The 25928-nt window shown below is 43.0% G+C and carries 20 protein-coding genes; 14 read left to right on the forward strand and 6 right to left on the reverse strand.

Annotated features, from left to right (window positions below; translation table 11 throughout):
• Positions 1 to 226: 226 nt before the first annotated feature.
• Entirely contained in the window at positions 227 to 1285 is a 1059-nt protein-coding gene (locus V7K44_RS01080) for a serine/threonine protein kinase (protein WP_334927807.1), read from the reverse strand.
• Positions 1286 to 1410: 125 nt separating this feature from the next.
• On the reverse strand, positions 1411 to 2304 hold the full coding sequence (locus V7K44_RS01085; RefSeq protein ID WP_334927809.1) for an alpha/beta fold hydrolase: 894 nt from the start codon (positions 2302 to 2304) through the stop codon (positions 1411 to 1413).
• A gap of 178 nt (positions 2305 to 2482) precedes the next feature.
• Between V7K44_RS01085 and V7K44_RS01090 the strand changes: the two genes are divergently transcribed.
• The 7 genes from V7K44_RS01090 to V7K44_RS01120 all read left to right on the forward strand — a co-directional run bounded on the left by V7K44_RS01090 (position 2483) and on the right by V7K44_RS01120 (position 15271).
• The gene (locus V7K44_RS01090) at positions 2483 to 4174 is read left to right on the forward strand and encodes an S-layer homology domain-containing protein (RefSeq protein ID WP_334927811.1); all 1692 of its coding nucleotides are present in this window, start codon (positions 2483 to 2485) and stop codon (positions 4172 to 4174) included.
• Positions 4175 to 5582: 1408 nt separating this feature from the next.
• The gene (locus V7K44_RS01095; protein ID WP_334927813.1) at positions 5583 to 7817 is read left to right on the forward strand and encodes a family 2 encapsulin nanocompartment cargo protein terpene cyclase; all 2235 of its coding nucleotides are present in this window, start codon (positions 5583 to 5585) and stop codon (positions 7815 to 7817) included.
• Positions 7818 to 7925: 108 nt separating this feature from the next.
• The gene (locus V7K44_RS01100; protein WP_334927815.1) at positions 7926 to 9332 is read left to right on the forward strand and encodes a family 2B encapsulin nanocompartment shell protein; all 1407 of its coding nucleotides are present in this window, start codon (positions 7926 to 7928) and stop codon (positions 9330 to 9332) included.
• A gap of 161 nt (positions 9333 to 9493) precedes the next feature.
• Complete coding sequence (locus V7K44_RS01105; RefSeq protein ID WP_334927817.1) at positions 9494 to 10894, forward strand: family 2B encapsulin nanocompartment shell protein; 1401 nt, start codon at positions 9494 to 9496, stop codon at positions 10892 to 10894.
• A 77-nt stretch (positions 10895 to 10971) separates the two neighbouring features.
• Positions 10972 to 12549 carry an NAD(P)H-hydrate dehydratase gene (locus V7K44_RS01110; protein WP_334927819.1) on the forward strand — a complete coding sequence of 526 codons (1578 nt, stop codon included), beginning with the start codon at positions 10972 to 10974 and terminating at the stop codon, positions 12547 to 12549.
• Between the two features lie 821 nt (positions 12550 to 13370).
• The gene (locus V7K44_RS01115) at positions 13371 to 14141 is read left to right on the forward strand and encodes a PIG-L deacetylase family protein (protein ID WP_334927821.1); all 771 of its coding nucleotides are present in this window, start codon (positions 13371 to 13373) and stop codon (positions 14139 to 14141) included.
• 248 nt (positions 14142 to 14389) lie between these two features.
• Positions 14390 to 15271 carry a hypothetical protein gene (locus V7K44_RS01120; RefSeq protein ID WP_334927823.1) on the forward strand — a complete coding sequence of 294 codons (882 nt, stop codon included), beginning with the start codon at positions 14390 to 14392 and terminating at the stop codon, positions 15269 to 15271.
• Positions 15272 to 15278: 7 nt separating this feature from the next.
• On the opposite strand, the gene V7K44_RS01125 is transcribed toward V7K44_RS01120, so the two are convergent.
• Both V7K44_RS01125 and larC read right to left on the reverse strand, forming a co-directional pair.
• Positions 15279 to 15407, reverse strand: coding sequence for a hypothetical protein (locus V7K44_RS01125; protein WP_334927825.1), 129 nt, complete (start codon positions 15405 to 15407; stop codon positions 15279 to 15281).
• A 296-nt stretch (positions 15408 to 15703) separates the two neighbouring features.
• The gene (gene larC / locus V7K44_RS01130) at positions 15704 to 16990 is read right to left on the reverse strand and encodes a nickel pincer cofactor biosynthesis protein LarC (protein WP_334927942.1); all 1287 of its coding nucleotides are present in this window, start codon (positions 16988 to 16990) and stop codon (positions 15704 to 15706) included.
• 155 nt (positions 16991 to 17145) lie between these two features.
• Here larC and V7K44_RS01135 point away from each other — a divergent pair, with 155 nt between their 5' ends.
• The 3 genes from V7K44_RS01135 to V7K44_RS01145 all read left to right on the forward strand — a co-directional run bounded on the left by V7K44_RS01135 (position 17146) and on the right by V7K44_RS01145 (position 20545).
• Entirely contained in the window at positions 17146 to 17805 is a 660-nt protein-coding gene (locus tag V7K44_RS01135; RefSeq protein WP_334927827.1) for an L-threonylcarbamoyladenylate synthase, read from the forward strand.
• Positions 17806 to 18210: 405 nt separating this feature from the next.
• Complete coding sequence (locus V7K44_RS01140; protein ID WP_334927829.1) at positions 18211 to 19431, forward strand: HetZ-related protein; 1221 nt, start codon at positions 18211 to 18213, stop codon at positions 19429 to 19431.
• Between the two features lie 637 nt (positions 19432 to 20068).
• A complete protein-coding gene (locus tag V7K44_RS01145; protein WP_334927831.1) occupies positions 20069 to 20545 on the forward strand; it encodes a PD-(D/E)XK nuclease superfamily protein in 477 nt (158 codons plus the stop codon).
• Here the strand turns inward: V7K44_RS01145 and V7K44_RS01150 are convergent.
• Positions 20542 to 21378, reverse strand: a complete 837-nt coding sequence (locus V7K44_RS01150) for a DNA adenine methylase (protein ID WP_334927833.1) — start codon at positions 21376 to 21378, stop codon at positions 20542 to 20544. The genes V7K44_RS01145 and V7K44_RS01150 overlap by 4 nt on opposite strands.
• 165 nt (positions 21379 to 21543) lie before the next feature.
• Here V7K44_RS01150 and V7K44_RS01155 point away from each other — a divergent pair, with 165 nt between their 5' ends.
• The 3 genes from V7K44_RS01155 (at position 21544) to V7K44_RS01165 (ending at position 23369) form a co-directional block, all read left to right on the forward strand.
• A complete protein-coding gene (locus V7K44_RS01155) occupies positions 21544 to 21750 on the forward strand; it encodes a DUF751 family protein (protein ID WP_334927835.1) in 207 nt (68 codons plus the stop codon).
• 123 nt (positions 21751 to 21873) lie between these two features.
• The gene (rbfA, locus tag V7K44_RS01160) at positions 21874 to 22293 is read left to right on the forward strand and encodes a 30S ribosome-binding factor RbfA (RefSeq protein ID WP_334927837.1); all 420 of its coding nucleotides are present in this window, start codon (positions 21874 to 21876) and stop codon (positions 22291 to 22293) included.
• An 839-nt stretch (positions 22294 to 23132) separates the two neighbouring features.
• Entirely contained in the window at positions 23133 to 23369 is a 237-nt protein-coding gene (locus V7K44_RS01165) for a DUF4327 family protein (protein ID WP_094347157.1), read from the forward strand.
• Positions 23370 to 24023: 654 nt separating this feature from the next.
• On the opposite strand, the gene V7K44_RS01170 is transcribed toward V7K44_RS01165, so the two are convergent.
• Positions 24024 to 24377, reverse strand: a complete 354-nt coding sequence (locus V7K44_RS01170; protein ID WP_334927839.1) for a hypothetical protein — start codon at positions 24375 to 24377, stop codon at positions 24024 to 24026.
• Positions 24378 to 24917: 540 nt separating this feature from the next.
• On the opposite strand from V7K44_RS01170, the gene V7K44_RS01175 reads away from it, so the two are divergent.
• Positions 24918 to 25823 carry a cation diffusion facilitator family transporter gene (locus V7K44_RS01175; RefSeq protein ID WP_334927841.1) on the forward strand — a complete coding sequence of 302 codons (906 nt, stop codon included), beginning with the start codon at positions 24918 to 24920 and terminating at the stop codon, positions 25821 to 25823.
• Positions 25824 to 25928: the final 105 nt, after the last annotated feature.

A 25928-nucleotide genomic window follows, 5' to 3' on the forward strand; every position in this document is an offset into this window, starting at 1 on the left:
TTGCTGCAATGAATCAATTTAAACCCTGTTATGCTTCTGGATAATTTCACTTATTTATTACTTGCTTAACTCGGAGAGTGACAGAAGAGGGGTATGCAAATTCCAGCAATTTTCACAAGCGTGGAATATACATAATTGTAGGGGCACAATATATTGCGCCCCTACGTGTGTAGTCTATTCAATTGAAAACTGCTGTAATCCTAAGCTAGAAACAACCTAATTAACCTTAATGTCCAGTATTTTCTCGGCAACTTGCGTTTAAATCAAAGCTTTGACATTCTCTAGCTTCCAGCAATTGCCTAACTGTATTACTAGGCTGACAAGTCATCAAAGTTCCCGCAACCGCAGCTAGTGTAACAACAGTAGCTAGTCCCAACAAAGTGGCTCGTTTTCTAGGTTTGATTGTACTGATGAAATTATCTATTCCAGTGGCACTACCAACAATCTCAATTGGCTCAAGTGCTTTTAAAGCAATAGCCGCATTAGCATAGCGACGTTTCCGATTGCGTTCCACCATTTTCATCAACCACCACCGGAAACGCGGACTGATTTGAGGAACTAATTGCTGGAAATTAAAGCGATAGTTATCATCAATTAATTTGCCAATCTCAACAGAACGGGTATTAGTAAGTAAGCAAATTAGTGTTGCTCCTAAACTATATAAATCTGATGCCTCTGTCAGAGAATGACCAAACTGTTCTTCTGGTGGCATAAAACCTGGAGTTCCAGCGATAAAGCTGCTCAGAGCTACTTTCGCACCCTGTATTCTAGCCAATCCAAAATCAACCAAGTAAGCATTTAGTTCTTCATCAACCAAAATATTCTCTGGCTTAATATCCCGATGAATAATTGGGGAAACTTGCTTTTGCAGATAAACCAAAATTTCTAATATTGACAGAGCAATTTGCTTAATTTCTTCAGGATTAAAGCTGCGTTTTAATCCCAAGGATGGGGCATTTTTATATTCCTGTACCAAATAAAAAGCCCCTGGCATTTCAAAGGAATCTATATAGCGAGGAATGCGGGAATGATTTAGTTGCTGCAAGATTTCAATTTCGCGCTGATATGCTTTCACACCTGATAAATCAGCACCTGCACGAGCAAAACAAAACTCTTTAATTACTACCTGTTGATTAGAGTTGAGGATATTAGCTAGATAAGTAATCCTTCCCCCTTCTCGGTTGCGTCCTAGTTCGCTGATGACTTGATAGCCAAGTTCTGAAAAATCTGGATGGTGATTTAAGGGAATTACCCTTTTATCTCCATTACGCACATCAAGCTCCATTTTACACACCATACGAGTTTGATTCTGTCAAGGCGCAATTCAAAGATTAAGATCCACTCACCCAGATTGTTAGCCCCATTTTTACGTTGCTTGGGCTAATACATATTGGCAGAAAGGCGAAATTATCACCTTTGCGCTAGCCAATCGACAATCTGGGCATTGACAACATCTGGAACCTCATCATGAGGACAATGACCGGCATTGGGAATGGGAACAATTTTGATATCTTTGCCATTCTCCCGCGCCTTTTCGTAAATCTTGGCCCCGGTAATTGGTGTCCAGGGATCGTCAGCACCCCAAATTACTAATAAAGGACGTTCTACTTTGGGCAAAAGTTCCTCTGGGCTAGGGCCAGGAGGGGCTGTGAGTATAGATGCGAAGACTTGTTGCGCTCCTGGGTCGCAAGAGGGAGTATAAAGTAAATCGACTAATTCATCGGTGACGGCTTGGCGATCGCGGTAAACTTGGTAGAGGGTGCGGCGGATTTGAGCTTTTTGACGGATGCGGTTATAGACAAATTTACCTGTAATTGGCGATCGCACAAACCGATTAAAAGCTGCCATCACCATCCGTAGCGGCGGGTTCAATTCGTGGGGACGATGGCTCAAACCACCCGCAGAGTTAATTAAAATACCACCAGCAGCAATTTCTGGATGTTCTACCAGTACTATTAAGCTCAAAAGTGCGCCGATGGAGTTGCCAATAAATACAGCAGGTTCTTGGATGTGTGCTGTGCAAAAATCTTTCAGCAGTTCCACCCAAACTTCTACACTGTAATCAATGGGCGCTTTATCGGAACCGCCAAAACCCAAAAGGTCTATGGCAAATACCTGGTAGCCAGCATCAGCTAAAACTGGGATATTTTTGCGCCAGTGTCCAATGGAAGCCCCAAAACCGTGAACCAATACCAAAGGGCGTCCTGTACCCATGACAGTGTACTGAATTTTGTAACCCTGCCAAGTCCAAATGAATTTTTCAAAAGCGTCTTGAGTTGGAAGCTGTTGTGTAGTTACAGTCATTAATAAGATTCATAAAGTGTTTCTTCAAATATAGTAATGTTCTCTGGCCGAAATAGTGCTGTTAGGGATAGCGGGGCGTTCAGCACTGATGAGATGTTAGTTCCATCTACCCCAAGGGATTAATAAGTCGAGGGATACCAAATCGCCCTGTGACTTTTTAGACGAATGGTAGTGTGGGATGAAATACATAACTCAAAGTAACTTTGCTCAAATGAGCAAATTTGTTCTTGCTGCAACCTTTGTAGCAATATTTTCGCCAATATCTTCTGCCTATGCAGCTTTAGGGTTCTCTACCATCGTCGCTCAAATAACAGATAATTCCACAGAACAACAACTTTTAGCCCATAAGAAAGTAGAAACAAGGAATCACACCACTATCCAACGGCAAACTGTGACTACAGAAAGCCGTAACGTTTCGGTAAAAGCGAAAAAAACAGGTTTTAGCCTTGCCATTTGGCAACCATCTGGTAACTTTTCAGAAGTGATTGCTCGCATTTCCGTTAAAAGTAAAAGTGGCCAGGGCTATTTAAAAGAGCAGTTTTTGGGTGATTACAAGTACAAGATTAAGCAAAAAGCAAAATTTGTTAAGGGGTTAAAAGGTAGCAATCGCATCGTCGTGCGATTGTATGATGTTCAAAACCGTTTTATTGGCTACAGCGAATTTGAATGTTTGTCGGCAAATACCACAGTTAATCTGATTTTGTCAGCCAAACCTAGAGAATACCAAGTCGTTCGTACTGTTTATGGTGTTGATGCTGACCAAAACGGCACTATTGACGCAGGTACTACCACTTACGACTACTTCACTCAAGTCAGGAACCAACGTGTTATTTTCCTGAGCAGTTCCCAAACTTTTCAAGGTAGTCAGTTCCAAGTAGAAGGTTTGTCAAAAATTGCCGGAACCAGCGTCTATCCCGTCTCTTTCACTCAGGGTGATTATGCTTTAGTGCGTCAGTCCTTCGTGAATATCTTTAATTCCGACTTGGCAAAGGTTTTGCAAACTACTCCTGGCAGCTTGGTACAAGTGATTGAAGTCAGCGATAACTCTAGCTACGACATTAGCCAAATGCTAATGAATTATCGCCAAGTTAGACTGTCTCGCCCTTTCCAAGTTGAGTTTTCTGATATTTCTACAGACTACTGGGCTAAAGATTTTATTGCCGAATTGGCCTCGATGGAAATTCTCGAAGGTTTTCCTGATGGGACTTTCCGCCCTGATGCACCAGTAACTCGTGCCCAATTTGCGGCAATGCTGCGAAAAGCTTTTGCCAAGGGGAAAATTCGCCAAGCCATGTCTAACGACAAGCCGCTGCGCGTCTACGCATTTAAGGATATCTCAAATCGATATTGGGCTTACAATGCCATCAGCGAAGTTTATCAAATGGGCTTTTTAAACGCTGTTATTGGCAAGGATTTCAACCCCACTCAAAGGCTTTCTCGCCTTGATATTTTAGTAGCATTAGCACGGGGATTAAATTATCAAAGCAGTGGTTCCACGGATACAATCTTATCTGTTTACAGCGATGCAAACACTATTCGTAGTGAATATCGCAGTCTGATTGCTGCTTTGACACAACGCGGTATAGTCGTCAACTATCCCAACGTGAACTTGCTAAATGCTGAACGGGTAGCAACCAGGTCTGAAGTGTCTGCTTTGGTATACCAAGCCCTATCTAGCACTGGACAGGTAGCAAACATCTCCTCGCAGTACGTCGTTGGACAGCAACAAGTTGCAGTAGAGCAGCAGACTGAAACTTCAAGGGCGCGCATCAAACCGCGTCGCCATTGCAACCAAGGAATTGGTAATGGTTCTGAGGGCTGCAACCCTAGCAATTCCCGTCCTCACAGTGGTAGTAACGATGAAGAATGAGATACTTGCATCAACATCACTAACTGCAAGTGCAATGTGAGTAAAACCAAGATCGGACATTAAAAGAAATCCGTATGTAGACTTGACCGGACGAATGTAGGTATTAGCCTCAGTGCTTACTAAGAAAGCAAGTGAGGAGTAGGAGAAGAAAACTTTTTCAGCCCTTTCAAGATTTTCCGATGATTAGCTGTCTTAAAACCGAATGGCACTAAGAAAAAATACAGCCCTTGCTCTGACTGGTTCCCTGCCTAGTAGTTCGCCAACCCAAAATTGCTGGGTGGAGGTCGGCAGAGGAGCAGGGGAGCAGAGGAGAGATTTGTACAAGTTCTTTCACCCCTGCCCCTCCGCACCTCTGCCGCTTTGCTTGCCACCACGCAAAGTTTGTGTGGTGAAGCACTACAGGCAGGGAATCCATTCTGGGAGGTTCCGCCTCCAGTAGCTTGACAAGAGGCAGAGCCTCTTTTAAATATATTCCTAGCCTCCAGGCTAGCAACAAGACGACACAAGCCTTTAGGCTTTTCTTCGTGCCATTCGTCTTAAAACCTTATAAGCATTTCACAGGCATATTGGTCACATTTCAAATAAAAAATATCCGGTTATAAAAACCTGAGTCAATCTGAGTCAATACTCTCACAAATGTTAGGAAATATCCGGATAATGGATAGGTATGTATTGGGGAGGGAACTAGATTTTCTGGTTTCCCTCCTTTCCAAGGGGGGATTAAAGGGGGTAATTCGACTTGTGTGTACACCGTAGCCAAGATATCAGGGAGGGTGCGCAGGATACGCAAATATTTTTGAATTGCTATAAGCCACAAATGCTTATCCTGATGTGGTTTCAGGTGAACGCGTAATTTTCCGGTTTTGGCACGGTGATACCTTAATGGAGATAGTTGCAAAAATTAATAATTAGTAATTATTCTTTAATAAATATCTTAAATCTTTTAACTATCTGCTTAACTGTCTTAACTGTCTCCTAATTCTTCAATTTTTGATTTAACTATCTGCTTAACTGTCTTAACTGTCTCCTAATTCTTCAATTTTTGATTTAACTATCTGCTTAACGGCTTTAATGTACGGATTGCTTTTTATTTACAACTATGAAAAATTATGAGAACACGACGATCCAGTATTAAAAATTTATCTGCCAACATCAGAAATAAGTAATGACTTAAACAGCTTTTTCAAATGCTTGATCTTTCGCTATGGGAAACTTCAGATAAAACATACATAACTCATTCTTTAGATTAGGAGCATCTTAATATTATCGCCTTGAAACGAGCCACCATGAGCAAACGAGATGTGGGGATCTAGCTAGATAGTGATGATACTTGTGAACTGCAACGATGCTCAGATCGGACACGAAACAAAGATAGCAAGAAGACCCCAGAGGAGGTTTAGCGCAGATCATGCAACCCTTTGAACTGCCAGAATTTTACACGCCTTGGCCCGCACGGCTGAACCCAAACCTGGAAGCGGCACGAGTGCATTCCAAAGCGTGGGCCTACGAGATGGGGATACTTGGCTCAGAAGAGGAAGCGCAAAGCTCGGTTATCTGGGATGAACATACATTTGATTCGCACGACTACGCCTTGCTTTGCTCCTATACCCATCCAGATGCGCCGGCAGCGGAGCTTGACCTAGTAACCGACTGGTATGTTTGGGTGTTCTTCTTCGACGATCACTTCCTGGAAATCTATAAGCGCACCCAAGACATGGTGGGGGCAAAGGAGTACCTTGATCGATTGCCAGCGTTTATGCCAGTGCATCCCACTGATACCCCTTCGGTTCCAACCAACCCAGTAGAGCGCGGCTTGGCTGATCTGTGGTCTCGCACCGCCTTTACTAAATCTGTGGATTGGCGACTTCGATTCTTTGAAAGTACCAAGAACCTCCTAGAAGAGTCACTGTGGGAACTCGCCAATATCAACCAAGATCGAGTTGCTAACCCCATCGAATACATCGAGATGCGCCGCAAAGTTGGCGGCGCTCCGTGGTCAGCGGATCTCATCGAACACGCCGTGTTTATAGAGATTCCAGCCCAAATCGCCTCGACTCGGCCAATGCGTATCCTCAAAGATACGTTTGCCGATGGAGTGCATCTTCGCAACGATTTATTCTCCTACCAGAGAGAAGTAGAAGATGAAGGTGAGAACGCCAACTGCGTACTGGTCTTGGAGCGCTTTTTAAATGTCAGTACCCAGGAGGCGGCTAACCTCACCAACGAACTGCTGACCTCGCGGTTATACCAGTTTGATAACACTGCCATCACCGAGTTGCCACCCCTCTTTGAGGAGTACGGGCTAGACCCAGAGGCTCGTGTGAACGTTCTCCTTTATATCAAAGGACTCCAGGACTGGCAATCGGGCGGTCACGAGTGGCATATGCGATCGAGCCGTTACATGAACAAGGGAGGAGACAATTCTTCGACATCCACACTTCTAGGGGCACCAACAGGGCTAGGCACATCGGCTGCGCGGATTGGATCGTTATACGCCGCCTTGGGTTTGGGAAGGTTCAAGAGCTTTACTCACGTTCCATACCAGGCTGTGGGACCGGTGACACTGCCGAAGTTTTATATGCCATTCACTACAAGCTTGAATCCCCATCTGAATGCTGCGCGGAAGCATTCCAAGGAATGGGCGCGTGAGATGGGGATGCTGGAATCACTACCTGGGATTCCTGATGCCGTCATCTGGGATGACCACAAGTTTGATGTTGCTGACGTAGCCCTTTGCGGTGCGTTGATCCATCCGAATGGGTCTGGTCCTGAACTGAATCTGACCGCGTGCTGGCTTGTTTGGGGAACATACGCCGATGATTACTTCCCGGCACTCTACGGCAATAACCGCAACATGGCTGGTGCGAAAGTGTTCAATGCCCGACTATCGGCGTTTATGCCTCTGGATGACTCCACCCCCAGCGAGGTTCCAACCAATCCGGTGGAAGCCGGCTTGGCAGATATTTGGTCTCGCACAGCTGGCCCCATGTCCGCAAACGCGCGGACTCAGTTCCGCCGTGCGATTCAGGATATGACTGACAGCTGGGTGTGGGAACTCGCCAACCAGATCCAAAATCGGATTCCCGACCCGATAGATTATATTGAGATGCGCCGTAAGACTTTTGGCTCGGATCTGACGATGAGCCTGTCGCGACTGGCTCAGGGCAGCGAGATCCCGCAGGAGATTTACCGCACTCGAACGATGCGATCGCTCGATAATTCCGCCGCCGACTTCGCCTGTTTTACCAACGATATCTTCTCCTATCAGAAAGAAATCGAATTCGAGGGTGAAATCCATAACTGCGTGCTGGTCGTTCAGAATTTCCTCAACTGCGGTAAACCACAGGCTGTTGAAGTTGTCAACAACCTGATGACCGCTCGGGCGCTCCAGTTTCAACACATCGTCGCCACCGAGCTGCCAGCCCTTTTCGATGATTTCGACCTGGATGCAAGTACCCGCGAGAAACTGCTCGGATACGTCAAGAAACTAGAGCAGTGGATGTGCGGCGTCCTCAAGTGGCATATAACAGTAGACCGCTATAAGGAATTTGAATTGCGTAATTCGTTAGCAGGGCGGCTACTTAGCGGGCCCAGAGGGCTGGGTACTTCAGCTAGGCGCATTGGATCGGTGAGGCGAGTTTAAGGTCATTACTCGTAAAGTCAGGTTTTTTTGTCGGTGAGTTAGTTCAAGGTCAGTATGCGATCGCGTGAGATCAATTTTTTTAGTAACTAAAAAGTGGAGGATTAAGTTGTGACGTATTCTAACGATCCCAATTTGGTAGAAGATCAGCAGCCCCATTTAACTTTAAGTACAGCAGCGGCACGTAATTTGGCGACAACGGCCAAATCTGCACCGCAGACTCAGGAAATTACATCACGGTGGTTATTGAAGTTGTTGCCGTGGGTGCAGACAAAAGGTGGCGCCTATCGAGTCAACCGTCGGTTGAGTTATTCTGTAGGTGATGGGCGGGTGACTTTCACCAACACTGGAGCAACGGTGCAGGTGATTCCTCTGGAACTTACTGAGTTGCCCTTGCTGCGAGGGTTTAACAACCTTGACGTGTTGATCGGGTTGGCAAACCAGTTTGTTCAGCAAGAGTATGCCCCAGATGATGTAATTGTTGAACTTGGCCAACCTGCCGATCGCGTGATTCTGATTGCTCGTGGTAAGGTCAACAAAATTGGTGTTGGCAAGTATGGCGAGCAGATTGTGTACGATGTGCTAGCTGACGGCGACCATTTCGGCGATGAAACTGTAGTGCAATCTGAGGATACTTGGCAGTACACCCTCAAGGCGATTACCAGAACCATCGTTTTGTCGCTACCCCAAGCGGCGTTTGAAAGGGCGATCGCTCAATCTGAGGCGTTGGGAACTCATGTTGAACAGTTCCGCACCCGCCTGAACCAGCCACAGACTCCCCAAGGTGAAGCTGCTATCGAGCTGGCGGCTAATCATCCCCAAGAGGCTGAGTTGCCGGGAACCTTTGCTGATTACGAACTCACACCCAGAGAATATGAGTTGAGCATTGCTCAAACGGTGTTGCGAGTAAGTACGCGGGTAGCCGATCTGTACAACGAACCGTACAACCAGACAGAAGAACAACTGCGTCTGACTATCGAGGCATTGCGAGAACGTCAAGAACACGAGTTGCTCAACAACCGCGAATTCGGGTTGCTCCATAACGCCGACCTCAAACAGCGTATCTACAGCACTAGCGGCGCACCGACCCCCGACGACTTGGACGAGCTGTTGGCAACCGTATGGAAGGAGCCGGGATTCTTCCTGGCTCACCCCCGCACGATCGCTGCCTTCGGTCGTGAGGCCAACCGCTTGGGTCTCTATCCACAAAGCGTAGATGTGAATGGCGTTCAGGTAACATCTTGGCGCGGCGTACCTATCTTTCCTTCCAACAAGATCCCCATCACCAATAACCGCACCAGTTCTATCCTTTTGCTCCGCACTGGTGTAGAAAAACAAGGGGTAATCGGCTTACATCAAACTGGTATCCCCGATGAATACCAACCCAGCTTGTCTGTTCGATTCATGGGCATCAGCGAAAAGGCGATCATCTCCTACCTTGTCACCGCCTACTACTCCGCAGCCGTCCTTACTCCTGACGCACTTGGCATCCTCGAAGATGTTGAAATTGGGCGCTAAATATCAGGAGTGCTGAGTGTTGAGTGTTGAGTGTTGAGTGAGTAAAAATTAGGGCTGACTGTTGATACGCTGCAAGAAAGTAGGCGGTCTTTTAACTCAGCACTTGGAACTCAGCACTCAGCACTGAATGGCACTTTTATTAATAACTAGAGGATGAGGTGATGACGGATTTTATTGAATCAAATTTAAATGTTGAGAGTGGACAACCTCAACTGAGTTTGAGTAAAGATGCTGCGCGTAATTTGTCCACCACCACCAAATCTGCACCGCAAACACAGGAAATTACCTCGCGGTGGTTGTTGAAGATGTTGCCGTGGGTGCAAACGAAGGGTGGCACTTATCGGGTGAACCGTCGGTTGACCTATACCGTAGGTGATGGACGCTTGAGTTTCTCCAACACCGGAGCTGAGGTGCAGGTGATTCCCCAAGAACTTGGTGAGTTGCCCTTGCTGCGAGGGTTTGACGATACCGAGGTGTTGAGAGCGTTGGCAAGTCGGTTTGTTCAGCAGGAGTTCGCACCTGGTGATATCATAGTCCAGTCAGGTCAGCCAGCCAATCAGCTTTTCTTGATCGCACATGGCAAGGTAAACAAGATTGGTATTGGCAAGTATGACGAGCAGCCTTTGTTGGATACGCTAGCTGACGGTGATTATTTTGGCGATCTGTTGGTGTCAGAAAGCAATTGGAAGTTCACGGTCAAAGCTGTGACCCGATGCACGGTATTGGTGCTATCACAACAGGCATTTCGAGAACAGCTCAACCAGTCGCAGGCGTTGCAGGCTCAGGTTGAGCAATTTCGGACTCGCGCCGAACTTCCACAAAACAAGTATGGGGAAGCTGCGATCGCGTTGTCAACCAGTCATAGTACAGAGACGACATTACCGGGAACATTTGTTGACTACGAACTTTCACCCCGCGAATATCAGTTAAGCATTGCTCAGACTATGTTGCGAGTGAATACTCGTGTTGCGGATCTGTACAATCAACCGTACAACCAAACGGAAGAACAATTGCGGTTGACGATTGAGGCATTGCGGGAACGTCAAGAATACGAGTTGATCAACAACCGCGAATTTGGATTGTTGCACAACGCCGACCTCAAACAGCGCATTTACACCCGTAGCGGCCCCCCCACTCCCGATGACCTTGATGAATTAGTCACCCGTCGGCGGAAGTCGAGGTTCTTCCTAGCTCATCCCCGCACTATTGCAGCCTTCGGTCGCCAGTGCAACCGTCGAGGCATCTATCCAGACACCATAGACATGGATGGGAGCAAAATAATCACGTGGCGCAATGTACCGATTCTTCCCTGTAACAAGATCCCGATTACCAAGAACCAGACCAGTTCTATCCTTATACTCCGCACTGGTGAGAAAGATCAGGGCGTGATTGGCTTACATCAAACTGGTATCCCGGACGAATACCAACCCAGTTTGTCCGTCCGATTCATGGGCATCAGCGAAAAGGCGATCATCTCCTACCTTGTCACCGCCTACTATTCCGCAGCCGTCCTCATCCCTGACGCACTCGGCATCCTTGAAGATGTGGAAATCGGTTTGTAACTTTTTTGAGTGAAATATGAGTCAATTTTGGTAAACTTTCAGTTACCCTGAAACTCATAACTCACCACTCAGGACTGATGCAAGATAGGCAAGAACAAATTTCGCAAGTGGTAGTGACTGCTGGGCAGATGCGCGATATTGAAAAGCGGATCTTTGCAGCGGGAATGCCTGTAGTTGCTTTGATGGAAAAGGTAGCGGGATTAATTGCTCGTCGCATTCCAGAGATTCCTTCAAATACCCCTTTGTTAAGGGGATCTCGTGTAGGAATTCTTGTCGGCCCCGGTCATAATGGTGGCGATGCTTTAGTCGTAGCCCGTGAATTATACTTTCGCGAATATGAGGTTTGGGTTTATTCTCCTTTTTCTAAGCTTAAAGAATTAACTTCGCAGCACTTGCAATATGCCCAGAGTTTGGGCATTCCAATTTATCAAACAATTGAACAACTGCCAGATTCTGATTTGTTGATTGATGGCTTGTTTGGGTTTGGTTTAGAAAGAAACCTGACCGATCCCATCGCCTCTGCAATTAATCAGCTAAATGAATTATCTATACCGATTTATAGTATCGATTTACCTTCAGGTTTACACACCGACACAGGCGAAGTATTGGGAACTGCCATTCGCGCCACTCACACATTTTGCTTAGGTTTATGGAAACTCGCTTTCTTCCAAGATCGAGCGTTGGAATATCTTGGTAAAGCTGAGTTAATCGATTTTGATATTCCTTTAGCTGATGTGGAAGCTGTTCTCAAAGATGCACCTAAAATTAAACGTATTACACGAGCAAAGGCACTTGCTACTTTACCTTTACCCCGTCCAGCAGTTACTCACAAATATAAGGAAGGACATTTACTGCTGATTTGCGGTTCGCGGCGCTATGCAGGTGGAGCAATTTTAACTGGTTTGGGTGCTAGGGCTAGTGGTGTCGGGATGCTTTCCATTGCCGTACCCGAATCCTTGAAATCTCTTTTGGTGTCACACTTGCCAGAAGCACTAATTGTCGGTTGTCCAGAGACGGAAAGTGGAGCCATCGCCCACCTACAACTACCAGAAAACACCGATCTGAGTTCCTTTAATGCGATCGCTTGTGGCCCCGGTTTAACACGAGATGCGACGCCCATTGTGCAAGAAGTAATCAGCAGCGATGGCTCCGCCAACGCCAAGGGCGAACGCCCTTTGCTTCTCGATGCCGATGGTTTGAATATCTTGGCACAAATGGGAGCGATCGCCACATTAAAAAAACGCCAAGCAGTAACCGTACTCACACCCCACACTGGCGAATTTGAGCGATTGTTTCCTGATGTCGCCGATGCCAAACATGACAAAGTGAAAGCAGTACAAGAAGCTGCCGCGCAAAGTGGGGCGATAGTGTTGTTGAAAGGGGCAAGAACTGCGATCGCAAACCCTCAAGGTGACGTTTGGATTGTTCCTGAAAGCACACCCGCCTTAGCCCGTGGCGGTAGCGGTGACGTGTTAACTGGTCTAGTGGGCGGACTGTTGGCGCAAGCAGCAACTAAACAGATTCCGGTAGAAGATATTGTGGCAACTGCCGCCTGGTGGCATTCGCAAGCAGGTATTTTAGCAGCCCAAGAGCGTACCGAATTAGGTGTAGATGCATTTACATTGACACAATATTTGCTAAAAGCTCTAACTTAGTCAAATTCCTCGTTTCCAATTTCCGACTGGGAAAACCATCCTAGAGGCTCCGCCTCTAATTCAAATAACATCATGGGACGCAGCCGCTACCACGTACTACATCAGTGAGAGCTTCGCACACATCACAGTACCTGCATCGATGCCACCAAAGCTTAAGTTAACAACTTAAGCTTTGGTGGCATTTTTTTGTTGCTGCTTTTATTTGCAATGCAAAGCTACACAAAAAGTAGCAAAAGTCAATAAGCTCATGATAGTTCGCGGTTCTGGAACTGATATTAGAGCCGATAAGGATGTCAGTAAATAGGCCTTTTTGCCCTTTATTGTTGATATCAAGTGCATCCTCTATTTCCCAACAAAAAAATCAGAGAACAAGAAAGTTATGCAGTCGTGGCTGTAGTTACACGTTAGGGCTAATAGGTGTAAAAGACATTTCCGATTATTGATTTTACGTTGTTAGGATTTCGATGAATGGGTGCGTCATATCCATCGAACTGCGGCCCCCAAAGGCGAATCTACAGAATGCTAACTACCGTTTCTTTCATCAGTAGCCCTAGTCTGTTATTTAAGTGACATACAAATCGCATATTCCTGACATACATTTTATTAAATATCCAAATAAGATAGAAGCTGAAATAAAATCTCAATTAATCTCTCTTTCATTAAATCTAGATGTTAGAGAGGAGCTTGGCGATGTTTATCCTAGCAAATATTAATACCATTCTAGTAAGAAACTACCGGAATTTACAATCATATATGGTGCTATGACAATAAAATATCTTTTTCACCGTTTAAAGTTAGGTCTGCACAATAAGTGGTGGCTTTTGAATTACAAATTTCGAGAACGACTGATTCAACTACAGTTCTACTGGCTTCTGTATCAAGGTAGTCAACTAATAAATATTAACCATAAATCGGTAATTGTATTTTCTCCTCACCAAGATGATGAAGCACTAGGTTGTGGGGGTATGATTGCACTCAAACGAGAACAAGGGATACCGATTAAAGTTGTTTTTGTTACAGATGGAGGAGGTTCTCATCAAGGTAATACCAACATTACCCGTTCAGAAATTGTTCAAATTCGTAGAGAAGAAGCGCTAGCAGCTTTGAAAATTTTAGGGGTGGAATCAAAAGATATTCACTTTCTTGATAAATGTGATGGCGCATTATCCCAAATGACAGAAACTGAACAACAGCAAACCATTGAAGAAATAGCCCAATTATTAGGTAGTTTTCAACCACAAGAGGTGTACGTTACTCACAAACAGGATCGCAGTTCAGATCATGAAATTACTTATGAATTGGTTAAAGCTGCTATTGCTAAAGCAGAAGTGACAGTAGAACTGTGGCAATATGCTATCTGGTTGCTTTGGAAGTCTTTATTGTTTAGCAGTCTGAAGTTTGATGAATTGGTAGGCGCTCATCGAGTTGCAATTCATCAAGTTCAATCTCAGAAAAAGCAGGCTATTGAAACCTATCGTTCTCAATATTTACCTATAGACGCTGAATCAAGTGCTGTACTTCCTCCTGGTTTCCTTTGGCGGTTTTTCTTGCCCTATGAGGTTTTTTTCAAATCAGACTCCGGTCAGGAGTAAAAAATACTTTTTGTCTTACTTATAGACTAAAACCCTTTACCTCACTAAATATTTATTGGTGAAGACGGAAATAAAAAGGATTTTAATTCATCTTTACCTCTTGCTTATTTTTTTATCAGACTTTTGTTAGTCAACTAGGATTGTTAGGTTGATCTACAAAGTATTGGTACCTCACTAAAAAGTAATCTGCTGTATTAAATAATTGAGCCTTTTCACTTCTCAATTTTTCGCTCTAAAATATTATAAATATGAGTCAACAACAATTCTGTTTTTGTACTTTAGCATTAGGAAAAGTGTATCGGACGCTAGCTGGTTTATTAGCAAAAGACCTAAAACTATATTCACCTAACACTGCTTTTATAATTCTTACTGATTACCCTCAAGATTTTAGTAACTCTTCTCAAATTTTAGCATTTCAGCATCAGCAGCAGGGTGTCAAGTGTTACCACGATAAAAGATTTGCCATTGTTAAGGCATTATCTCTATTTAATTCATGTATATTCATTGATGCAGATATGCGAATCTTGGCACCAGTACCAGAAGATATGGAATGGCTTTTAGAGCCAGGGATAAGTGCTAGGGCTTGTATGGATATGCCGAAAAAATTTGCCAAAGCTTTGGGAACAACTAACAAAAAATTTACTAGAGAGATTGAAGTAATTAAAAAAGCAGCACAATTTTTAAATTTAGAGCCAGAATGTGAAAATGTTATGTTTGTGCATGAATATTTGTTTTCTGTTACTAAGTCAACAGGAAAAGAAATTGAATTTTTAGAAACATGGGCAATCCTTGCCAAATATTTTGAGCTAAATGGAGTTTATGAAGTCGAAGGTAATGCCATAGGTCTAGCTGCCTATAAAGCAGGGTTGCCAGTGAGATGGAGCCAGATGTCAGGTATTTCCTTTTTCAACAACAAAACCGAACTGATTAAAATTCAAAAGGGAGAGTCAAACATGGATGAAATGTTGACATATTTTGAAGAACACAGAATAATTGCATATCCTAAACACTCTATTTTTTGGAAAATTGTATTTAAAATTAGCAAAGTTACAATGCATATTTATAGAGCAATAAAGTACAGAGTTTTTAAAACATACATTATTCAAGAAAGGAGAGAGAAAGTTTATTGAAGATCGATTAAACATCGCCGTTTAGGATGGCAAGATTGCTAGGTTCGCACCTCTGATATAGAACCACAGAACCAGTCATCAGAGTAATGGTGGAAGCCGCTAATGCTGAACTAAATCTTTCCAAACCACAATCCATCGAGATACCTTTGGAAGATGTCCCTTAGCCTTCAGACTATATTTATCTCCCTGAGCGGTCAAAAATACCCAATACGCTGATGGCAAAATCGGATTCGGGAGTCATTCAGCGAGATGAACCACTAGCCTTAAGATTAGACTTTCAATTAGCTGTTCCCTGGTCTTTGTCAGTAACAGCGTTATGTCGTAGTTTATATCACAGCTTAGTTTTATTTATTATAGGTAGAGTTGATTGATGTGTGAGGGAAGGCGGAGCCTTTAAGATGGCCTTCCAGTCGGAAACTGGGAACGAGGGAATTAGGATCGGGGATTTACCAAATACCAATGCTGTAGCGCCAACCGCTGAATTTCGCGCCAGGGAATATTATGTTTTCGGGCTAAGTCTGCACAATCTTCATATTCTGGCTGCACATTTGCAATAACTTTTTCTGGCGATTGTCCCTTCCATGCTATCTTTACACGCACCTTGCCATATTCCGTTTCCACTTGTTGAATTTCCCGTTGTAAAATGGCACGTTGCTGAGTTGTTCGGCGAATGCCTAAAGTTGTAGTTTCGCGGAAGATTACGGCTTCACAACTGAGTAAATTTTCTGGATGACAAATCACAGTCAGCAAAATCCCCGGACGGGACTTTTTCATACCGATCGCTTGGGTAAAAACATCCAGCGCACCAGCTGCAAACAGCGCCTCAAACACATAGCCAATCGCTTGTGGATTTAAATCATCAATTTGGGTTTCTAGTACTGAGATGGTTTCCAAATTTGAGCTAGTATCTTCAGAATCACTGAAATTTGACTGTAAACTTGCGCTTTCACCCAACCAGAGGCGTAAAATATTGGGAATGGGTAAATTGATGGTTCCTGCTCCTAGTCCTATCTGCTTGATAGCGATCGCAGGTGGTGAACCAAAATCTCTTGCCAAAGTAGTGGCGATCGCGGCTCCTGTTGGTGTTACTAATTCCCTATCAATGCCATTGCTATAAACTGGACAACCCCGCATTTCCCACAGCTTTAATACCGCTGGTACTGGTACTGCCATCTGACCATGTGCAGCCCGAACAGTGCCGCCACCAGTCGGAAACGCCGAGCAGTAAAGTAGGGGCAATCCTTCGTTATTGCTTTCAATCCCTAACCAATCCAACCCCAGGCAAGTACCCACAATATCTACGATCGCATCTATAGCACCAACCTCATGAAAATGAACTTTTTCAGGCGAAATGCCATGCACCGCCCCTTCTGCCACCGCTAGCTGTCGGAATACCGCCAAACTCCAAGCTTCTGCCCGTGACGGCAACTCCGCTTTGAGAATCATCTGCTCTATTTCTGGCAAGTGGCGTGTGTGATGGTGATTGGGTTCGCCATCGTGGTGATGGTGATGATCGTGTACTAAATCCACATGGACTTTAGTCGCCTGTTGACCATTCCGCTGGACAAGTTCTGCTTTTAACTGATATTCCTGTTCAATACCCAACCCATTAAGTTTTTCAATTAAATACTCCACAGGAACACCCAAACTTACCAAAGCACCCAGGCACATATCACCAGAAATTCCTGTCGGACATTGAAGATAAGCAATTTTATTCATAATAAATTTGTCATTAGTCATTAGTTATTTGTCATTAGTTATAGGGCATTAGGCATTGAGAATGGGGAATTGATCAATAATTAATAGTTCTTCTTCCCCTACTCCCCTACTCCCCTACTCCCCTACTGCCCTCCCCAATCCCCACTCACTGAGTTATGGCAAAAATTTTCCCCGTTCATCCGGATAATCCTCAAACTCGCCGAATAGAGGAAATAAAGTCGGCGCTCTCTAGTGGCGCAGTCATGCTTTACCCTACTGATACAGTCTATGCCATCGGTTGTGATTTGAATGCTAAGTCGGCGGTAGAACGAGTGCGGCAAATTAAACAGCTAGCAAACGATAAACCATTGACATTTTTATGTCCCTCGCTTTCAAATGTGGCAACTTATGCCTTCGTAAGTGACACAGCCTATCGGATTATGAAACGCCTGATTCCAGGGCCATACACGTTTTTGCTCCCAGCTACGAAGTTAGTACCGCGATTGGTGCAAAGCCCCAAGCGAAAAACTACTGGAATTAGAGTACCAAACCATACTGTATGTTTGGAGCTGCTGGCAGCCTTGGGCAATCCGATTATTTCAACTTCAGCACATCTGCCAGCAGATGAAGCAGATAACGGCATGATTCCGATAGATCCTGAAACGATTCAGTCGCGGGTAGAGCTATTCGATCGTTTGGACAAGTTGGTAGACATAATTGTAGACACTGGCGAGGAACCTACTTATGAAGTATCTACCATCTTGGATATGACTGGAGACGAAGCAGCAATTATACGGAGGGGTTTAGGTTGGGAAGCAGCAGCAGCATGGGTATAAAAATTCCACTTCACAGGCGCACCTCTCCGTTTCGGAAATTGTGATAAAAATAACTCCAGTTTTAAAATTGTCATATTTAAAAGCGATGTCTAGGATGGGCTGTTCGGTGAAACAGTGGATATAAGAGGATGGTGGCAAAACTTGACACAGTAAGGTATTTGACAACTTTAAGAAAATGGCGGGTACTCGTGTACCAGCGTTGAGATGGTGGCTTGTGAAGAAAACCGACACATTGCCATAACTTTAACTCTTTCGTATTTCCTATAGTTTTGATATATGAGCTTTAAATGTGAGCATTATATACGGCAAGTCTTGATGGATGAATGCCTAAAAATTCACAAGCCTTGGACAGCTTTGATTGCTGTGTCTGCGTTGTAATTACGGTGCAATACTACTGGAAAAGTTATGAAAGCTAACGTCGTCAATCTACCAAACTCTACACCCATTTTTGAAAACCACGTTTCGACTGAAGAATTTTCAGATAGCAATAGCGATCGCTTGATTCAATTGCTGTCTGAGGAAATGCAAGCGCAAGTGAAAGCAACACCCAAGTGTGTAGAAGCTTTAGCAAAGCGCATAGCCGTAGAAGTAGAACGCATTTGCGATAAAAGCTCCCGCATTCAAACATCTGGGGAAATCAAGTCCTGGCAGATGACCTTGGGAAGGCATCGGATGCAAAAATGCTTACGTTACTACCAACTAGGTTCCAAGCAAGGGCGGGTGGAATTACATAGCAATTTGGGTGCTATGGTTTACCGCCATGTAACTCTGTCCGGCTCGGAGTTGGGCTTTGATGCTCGTTACAGCCTGATTGAAGATTTTTTACAAGCATTTTATATCGAAGCGATTAAAGCTTTCCGTAGAGAAAACGAACTACCAGAGAATCACACGCCGCGTACTCAGCTGCAATTAGCTGAATACATGGCTTTTACAGAACAGTATGCCAAACGCCGGATCAATTTACCTGGTGGTGCAAATCAGCAATTGATTATCTTGCGCGCCCAAGGTTTTGCTCGTCGTCAGCCTCAAGAAACTACCGTGGATATTGAAATGGCGGTAGAGTCTGCTAAGGGTGAAGAAGCAGAATCTTACCAGCGCAACTCGGCGGTGCAACAGCTGCGATCGCAAATGATTGCCCAAACTAATTTCGATCCATCTGAAGAATCAGAACGCGATCGCGTGATCGCTGAATTGATGAAATACCTGGAGTCTCAAGGTCAATCTGATTGTATGAACTACCTCAGCTTGAAACTTCAAGACCTTTCAGCCCCAGAAATTGACCAAATTCTCGGTTTAACCAGCCGTCAGCGCGATTATCTCCAACAACGGTTTAAATACCACGTAGAAAAGTTTGCCAAACAACACCATTGGCAATTGGTACATCAATGGTTAGGCGCGGGTTTAGAGCAAAAGTTGGGTTTATCTTCTCAGCAGTGGGAAATCTTTGTGAATCAACTCACAGAACAACAACAGCAAATATTACAGTTAAAAACTGCACGGGAAAACGACGTTGCGATCGCCAAAACCATCAAATGCACCCCCAAACAGCTACAAAAGCGCTGGACTCAACTTTTAGAAATCGCATGGTCTATCCGCAACGGTCATACTGAAGCCCAGACAGGTTGAAGTCAAGGCGAAATCACTAAAATTTATCCAAGCTAAATTCTAGTTATTAAAGAGGTTGTTGAAGGCGTAAAAGCTAGAATTTCTCAACGTCATGGCTAGACAAGTTAACTATCCTTATAGGCGCAGAACTAGACATTATTGAGGCTTATGACTGGTACAAGGGGCGCGAATTTTGGTTAGGCGCTGAGTTCCTACGATGTATTGATGCCTGCCTGAATTTAATTCAGCGTTACCCCAACACATACCAGATTGCTCATGAAACCTATCGCCGCGCTACAATTAGGCATTTTCCCTACGTCGTTTTGTACGAGTTAATGAACAGGAGATTATTATCTACGCTGTTTTCTAATGTTCCCAAGACCGAGAAAAATGGCGTAGTCGCTTGCAACAGTTGCTCTTTGAGACTAAAGATAAATCCATTATTTTAACTATTACCTGAATTAGTAACTCGTTCTCGATCCAAATTATTAATACATTTGTATTTGTTTAGTACAAAAATACCAATAAATTCTGATTTTTTACCTATTAATCCAACTACGTTTAGCCAAAATCAAAAATTCATATTAAGCAACTGAACTTTTTTTACTGCTTCTGTGAAATCCTATAATAAGCAGGACTTTTGGCAGAGGGATTGAAGATGGCTCTGACTCAAGGCGGACGGGCAAATAAGTCTGGGAATATTTTAGAAGCAAATGTAGAAGCAATCTTGCATGGGCATAATTATTTCCAAGTAGGGAACTATGTCCAAAAAGAATTTATAATAAATGCTACTTTATTGCCAAAACGTTATGGAAAAGAAGTCTATATTGGAACTGGAATTTATCATACCTATCTGAAGGTTGATTTTTATGTTGTTGGCTCATCTGCAATGCCATCTGGTTTAATTTTCGAGTGCAAATGGCAAGAAAGCCCCGGTTCAGTTGATGAAAAGTTTCCTTATTTGAACATGAATATTCAGCACTATTACCCAGCACCAACTATCGTAATTTTAGGCGGTGAAGGTATGCGAGAAGGCGCAAGCCAATGGCTGAAAGCAAGAGTTAATGATAACCATAATTTATTAGCAGTTTATAGTTTAGATAGATTCATTGCTTGGGCAAATAAAAATCTTTAAAAGAAAGATGTAATTAATAGTTCGTTAATAAAACCTCTATTTTTTATGTTTGAGTTAATTGAACGCGCTGCTTTAATTTTATAGGTTTCAAAATTGATATCAGTATAAATTTGTCTAATAAATTCACTATCAGAATTGCATACCATAACTTTGACACCACGACTTGCTAACTTTGCACAAGTATCTCTTAAAATTTCTTGGTCTTTTTTACTAAAACAATTTTGACTATAAGCAGTGAAATAGCTAGTGTCACTGATAGGATGATAGGGCGGATCAAAAAATACAAAATCATCACTACTAGTCGCATGATTTAGGACTTCTGTAAAATCTGCCTGTTGGATTTCTGCATAGGAAAGTGCTTCGGAGGCTACTCTCAGCAAATTTTCATGACAAATATTGGGATTGTCATATCTGCCTAAAGGTACATTGAATTTACCCTGTGAATTAACTCGATAAAGACCATTAAAACAAGTCTTATTAAGATAAATTAGACGAGCAGCTTTTTCTATATCAGTACCGCTGGAGTTGTTTCTGACACTATAATAATAATCTTTATTATGTCGGATTTTATGCTCTTTCAATAGATAAATTAAATCCTCAACACGATCTCTAACACAACAATAAGTGTTAATTAACTCAGCATTAATATCAGTTAAAATAGCTGCACTTGGTTGGAGATAGAAAAAAACAGCACCACCACCTAAAAATGGCTCATAGTAATTTTTATAACTCTTGGGAAAATAAGGAATATATTGCTGTATCAACCGACTTTTACCCCCCGCCCACTTCAAAAATGGACGTGGGCTAGTTTCCTTCGAGACTTGAATTACCATTTACTTACAATTTAACTGAAAATAATTATGACTAAATAAAGCCAATATAACCGACGAACCAAATTTTAGATTAACTGGCTAATTTTCCAGCCGCATATATTACAATTGAGTAGATAAAGCATATCAAAACAAACGTAAGTATATAACAAGGCAGTTTACATTCAGATGTTTGACGGATTTTGGGATAACGTCTTTCGCTACCCCCGATACTTAATTACGATCGTCTTAGGCTTGTTTCTGAACACCTTTGCGCCATTAATGCCGTTGTTGAAACGCCCTATCACCTCGATCGCTATCTTGGGTTTATTGGTGAGCAGTCTAGTCTTTCTGACTTTCACTCTACGGGCAATGCTGGGCTTGAGTGCAATCTAGACTAGTGTTATATCGGGGCTATGCCCCACAGACGGTTGCTCTTGGCGTTGCTCGCGCTAAGTACTGTCTACCCAACCTGCATCTATTTTTGTCGTATAACCTCTGTGATGAGGCGAAATTTTTATGGCTACAAATCGTCGGGTTTCCCGCGTTGCTGAACTGATCAAACGGGAAGTTAGCCAAATGCTGCTTAACGGAATTAAGGATGACCGTGTGGGTACTGGAATGGTCAGTGTGACTGATGTTGATGTTTCCGGCGATCTCCAACACGCCAAAATCTACGTCAGCATCTATGGAACAGATGAAGCTAAGGTAGAAACAATGGCAGGCTTAAAGTCGGCCACCGGTTACGTCCGCAGCGAACTTGGGGCGCGGGTACGGCTACGTCGTACACCAGAGGTGATATTTCTCGAAGATCGCTCTATAGAACGCGGTAATAAAGTATTGGCACTACTAAACCAACTTAACCACGATCGCCCGCCAGAAAATCTGGTAGCAGTAGAAGACAGCAGTGTTCAAAATGATGAAGAATTCTCCGAATAAGTAACTAAAACAACAATGTAACTTCAGAACAATTAATCTCAGCAAATCCGCCAAACAGTTTACAGACGTGACTAGATCGCGTCTGTTTTAATGTGAACATAATCCAATTCAGCAAGATACTTCTCTTCTTGTAGGCGAAACAAGGTTTAAACATTCTTCCTTGCTAAAACTCCATTCCTTTATGGGTGGAATATTCACTAATTCTGAAATTCTGACTCCTGTTTATGTGTGTCCTGATTACGAATTAGAGTATTACTCGACCCTTTTACAGATGTTTTTCAAAACAAAACTGGATGGTGTTAGTGCTGAAATTAACTAATAAATTACAGGCTTACTTAAGAAATTGTTAACAGATGCTATGGTTAAAGCGTTCGTAGTATACTTTGCCCGTTATGTTTTGCAACAGTTTATACCCCAGTAACTGACAAATATTATTGTGTTGTTTACCTTAGATGAATACCCGCAGTTATAGATCCAGCTTTTAAGGTGATTATTTGATATGTAAGCGATAGCGATATAAACCTTTCCCACCCACTAAATCTTGCCTAAATACAGTAATGGCAAGACTTTCAGACTTGTGGCATCAAAGTTATACAGCTACATAAGCAGGTTAAGTTCACTACTCGGAATTTTTTTTGTAAAGCGGATTTTCGATAAATGTCAGGATTCGTTGACTTTCTTAACATTTCTTGAGATAATTTCAGGAGATGTAGCGTCAAAATAAAAATAGTTCCGTATAGCAAACTACAAAATCCTAGCCACAAGTCTAATTTCTGTAATGTTTGTTCCTAATTATTAACGGGAACACTATCGTAAGTGTTAATTTGTGAGTAAAAAACATGAGTGTGAATACGGTGCCTTCTATCAATTACTACTCTCTAGATGTGATTCAAGACGAAGCACGCCGACTGGTGCAAAAGGGAATGGTTAGCCGGCAACAGCCAATATATAGCCTCTGCCAATACATTCCAGCTAGAGAGTGGGTTTGCGTTGAATGTGAATTAGAGAAATGTGACTTTTTGTTACGCGATCGCATTGGCGACCTAATTGGTCGCGAACAGTGGGACAACGACTAATCAATGTTTGATTTCGGGTTTGGGATTGGGAGTTTGTTTTTGATGTGTGGATGTCACCATCAACGATTCAACGCTCAATCTGGGGGATAATCTCTAGTTTTAAATGAGCATTGCCCTATACAGAATCTTGGGTTTTTGATTAATACAGAAGCATTTGAGTCTGAACTTATACAACTTTTCAAGTTAAAGAAGGCATCAAAACCATTTGTTCTGTACATCTGGTGTCACCGCTTGAGTTTAGTATGTAAATTCTGTGAAGTTCCTACACCGATCCGATAGAAGTGTAGGAACTTCACATTTGACTCGCAATTTATTGCATTTGTTACTTGAGGGAAGCGATTGTCTGCTTGCTGTTAAAAGCCAAAATCAGCCTTGAAAAGTTTGCTAAGTACAGGCTAACCGTCACCAGTTGCGACAATACAGGGAACCTCTGCAAGCAACTGGCTCAACTTTCGCAAAATCCAAAATTTTTATAGTATTTTTTCAGAAAAAATCTCGGCAAGCATAAAAAAATCATCTTGATATTTTTGGGGGAAGGTTCAAGCCTCACCCTTCATAGATAGCTCCCTCTCCTGCCTCCTGCCTCACTTCTCCTGTCGGAGACGCTGCGCGAACGACTACGCTCAGTGACCACCTGCATCCTTGACTTGACTATTATCCTACTTGCTCTAAATATTGATTAATGTCTTCAATGATGCGAGTAAGTTCAGCTTCAGTAGTCAAGCGGATGTTGACATTGCGGACAGTCAGCAAAACTTTGGCTGCGAAGGGCGTTGGCCAGATATTAGGATTACAAAAAATTTCTAAAAATACTTCACCCGTATAACGATATTCCAAGGGAGGCTGGGGAGTGACTCTACCACCGCCAGGAGTGGGTTTAGCAGCGATCGCTTTTAGGCGTTCCATCAGTTGATCCGTTGCTGTCTTTAATTCTTGTGCTGCTTGGGCTGAAAAACTGAAGGAGACTGAACCTTCAATTAAGTTCAATGTTAGAGGAATTGAAGACATATTTTTATTATTAAAACTTCTTGATAAGTACTTATATTACCTGAATAGGTAGTCTAGGCGGGTACATTCATGTCACTATTTAGTATCAGATGGACATCTGACGTGGAAACTGTCAGATTTCGCTCCTTAAATTTTGACAATTTTCTGAATAAACCATGAGCTTACTTGTCCTTATCAGGCAGTAAATAACACTCATTAAGCCAATCGCTTATTTAGAGTAAATACAGACCACTGATGGTCGTCATAATCTCTTTGAATACAATTCAATACGATCTCAGTTGATGTATTAATAACAAAGTTAATTAAAATATTACTGAAATTAATGCCAAATATACGCAGTTATTTATAAAGCCATTACTAATGCCTATCCAACTTGTAGCTGTTGTTAGTTAAAAAGAATCTCAACAAATTGATCTAAAACATAGAGACTATAGAGAGACTTAACTCTTACTGTGTAAGACTTTGATACACTTTATTTGTGTTTATTTCTATTTTGAGGTCTACATTAGAAGTCATAGAACTTGATATGATAAATTATCTATGATTTACGATAATCGCGCTGAAGTGCGAAAGGTTTTAATTATTACCCTATTGCTCAACCTGTTTGTAATGGGATTGAAAGCACTTGTGGGCTACTGGACAGGTTCCTTAAGTTTATTAGCTGATGCCTTGCATAGTGTGACAGATAGCGCCAACAACGTTTTAGGATTAGTTGCGAGTAAATTTTCTTCTCCACAACCCGATCGCGAGCATCCCTACGGACACAGCAAGTTTGAAGCTGTAGGCGCTCTAGGAATTGCCTCATTTTTAGGAATAGCCTGTTTTGAAATTCTGCAAGGAGCAATCGAGCGAATTCTCAAAGGTGGTGGTGAACCGATAAAAATATCGCCACCGGAATTGTGGTTATTACTAATTGTGCTGGGTGTGAATATTTTTGTGGCGTTTTATGAACGTGCTGTGGGTAGGCGGGTAGGTAGCTCAATTCTCATAGCTGATGCGACACATACCATGAGCGATATTTGGGTAACAATCTCTGTAATTGGCGGCTTGATAGGAGTTTGGCTAGGTTATCAATGGATAGATTTGGTGTTAGCTTTTCCTGTCGCCTTGTTGGTATTTTGGAGTGGCTGGTCAGTTTTAAAAGAGAATTTGCCTTGGCTTGTGGATCAAATGGCGATCGCACCAGAAGCAATACACGCAATTGCTACTTCTGTTCCAGGTGTAATTAACTGTCATGCGATCGCTTCTCGTGGTGTTCTTGGTCGTCAAGTATTTATTGAAATGCATTTAATAGTGGATGCATCAGACGTAGAAACCGCCCACCACATCACCGAAGAAGTAGAAAGCCGATTAGAAGAACGATTTTGTCCAGTGAGAATTTTAATTCACGTCGAGCCACCAGCGTATAAATCTGAGCAAATTAGCTTTGAAGCTGGAGCAAAGTAATCTCAGAAATTCTAAATCATGTCCGATACTATGCTGCTTCCCCTTAAAAAGGCTTGCTTTAATTCCCTCATTAAAAAGGAGAGTTATAGGGGAGCAAGTCGGCAC

The sequence above is a fragment of the Nostoc sp. genome, assembly GCF_036917235.1.
In the GTDB taxonomy this organism is placed as follows: Bacteria; Cyanobacteriota; Cyanobacteriia; order Cyanobacteriales; family Nostocaceae; genus Nostoc.

Excerpts from the sequence above, each read along its gene's own strand:
- V7K44_RS01145 (WP_334927831.1), top strand. The coding sequence starts at position 20,069 with ATGGCTCTGACTCAAGGCGGACGGGCAAATAAGTCTGGGAATATTTTA.
- V7K44_RS01140 (WP_334927829.1), top strand. The coding sequence starts at position 18,211 with ATGAAAGCTAACGTCGTCAATCTACCAAACTCTACACCCATTTTTGAA.
- V7K44_RS01125 (WP_334927825.1), bottom strand. The coding sequence starts at position 15,407 with ATGGATTGTGGTTTGGAAAGATTTAGTTCAGCATTAGCGGCTTCCACC.
- V7K44_RS01175 (WP_334927841.1), top strand. The coding sequence starts at position 24,918 with ATGATTTACGATAATCGCGCTGAAGTGCGAAAGGTTTTAATTATTACC.
- V7K44_RS01080 (WP_334927807.1), bottom strand. The coding sequence starts at position 1,285 with ATGGAGCTTGATGTGCGTAATGGAGATAAAAGGGTAATTCCCTTAAAT.
- rbfA (WP_334927837.1), top strand. The coding sequence starts at position 21,874 with ATGGCTACAAATCGTCGGGTTTCCCGCGTTGCTGAACTGATCAAACGG.
- V7K44_RS01090 (WP_334927811.1), top strand. The coding sequence starts at position 2,483 with ATGAAATACATAACTCAAAGTAACTTTGCTCAAATGAGCAAATTTGTT.
- V7K44_RS01165 (WP_094347157.1), top strand. The coding sequence starts at position 23,133 with ATGAGTGTGAATACGGTGCCTTCTATCAATTACTACTCTCTAGATGTG.
- V7K44_RS01150 (WP_334927833.1), bottom strand. The coding sequence starts at position 21,378 with ATGGTAATTCAAGTCTCGAAGGAAACTAGCCCACGTCCATTTTTGAAG.
- V7K44_RS01095 (WP_334927813.1), top strand. The coding sequence starts at position 5,583 with ATGCAACCCTTTGAACTGCCAGAATTTTACACGCCTTGGCCCGCACGG.
- V7K44_RS01135 (WP_334927827.1), top strand. The coding sequence starts at position 17,146 with ATGGCAAAAATTTTCCCCGTTCATCCGGATAATCCTCAAACTCGCCGA.
- V7K44_RS01120 (WP_334927823.1), top strand. The coding sequence starts at position 14,390 with ATGAGTCAACAACAATTCTGTTTTTGTACTTTAGCATTAGGAAAAGTG.
- V7K44_RS01170 (WP_334927839.1), bottom strand. The coding sequence starts at position 24,377 with ATGTCTTCAATTCCTCTAACATTGAACTTAATTGAAGGTTCAGTCTCC.
- V7K44_RS01085 (WP_334927809.1), bottom strand. The coding sequence starts at position 2,304 with ATGACTGTAACTACACAACAGCTTCCAACTCAAGACGCTTTTGAAAAA.
- V7K44_RS01110 (WP_334927819.1), top strand. The coding sequence starts at position 10,972 with ATGCAAGATAGGCAAGAACAAATTTCGCAAGTGGTAGTGACTGCTGGG.
- larC (WP_334927942.1), bottom strand. The coding sequence starts at position 16,990 with ATGAATAAAATTGCTTATCTTCAATGTCCGACAGGAATTTCTGGTGAT.
- V7K44_RS01105 (WP_334927817.1), top strand. The coding sequence starts at position 9,494 with ATGACGGATTTTATTGAATCAAATTTAAATGTTGAGAGTGGACAACCT.
- V7K44_RS01155 (WP_334927835.1), top strand. The coding sequence starts at position 21,544 with ATGTTTGACGGATTTTGGGATAACGTCTTTCGCTACCCCCGATACTTA.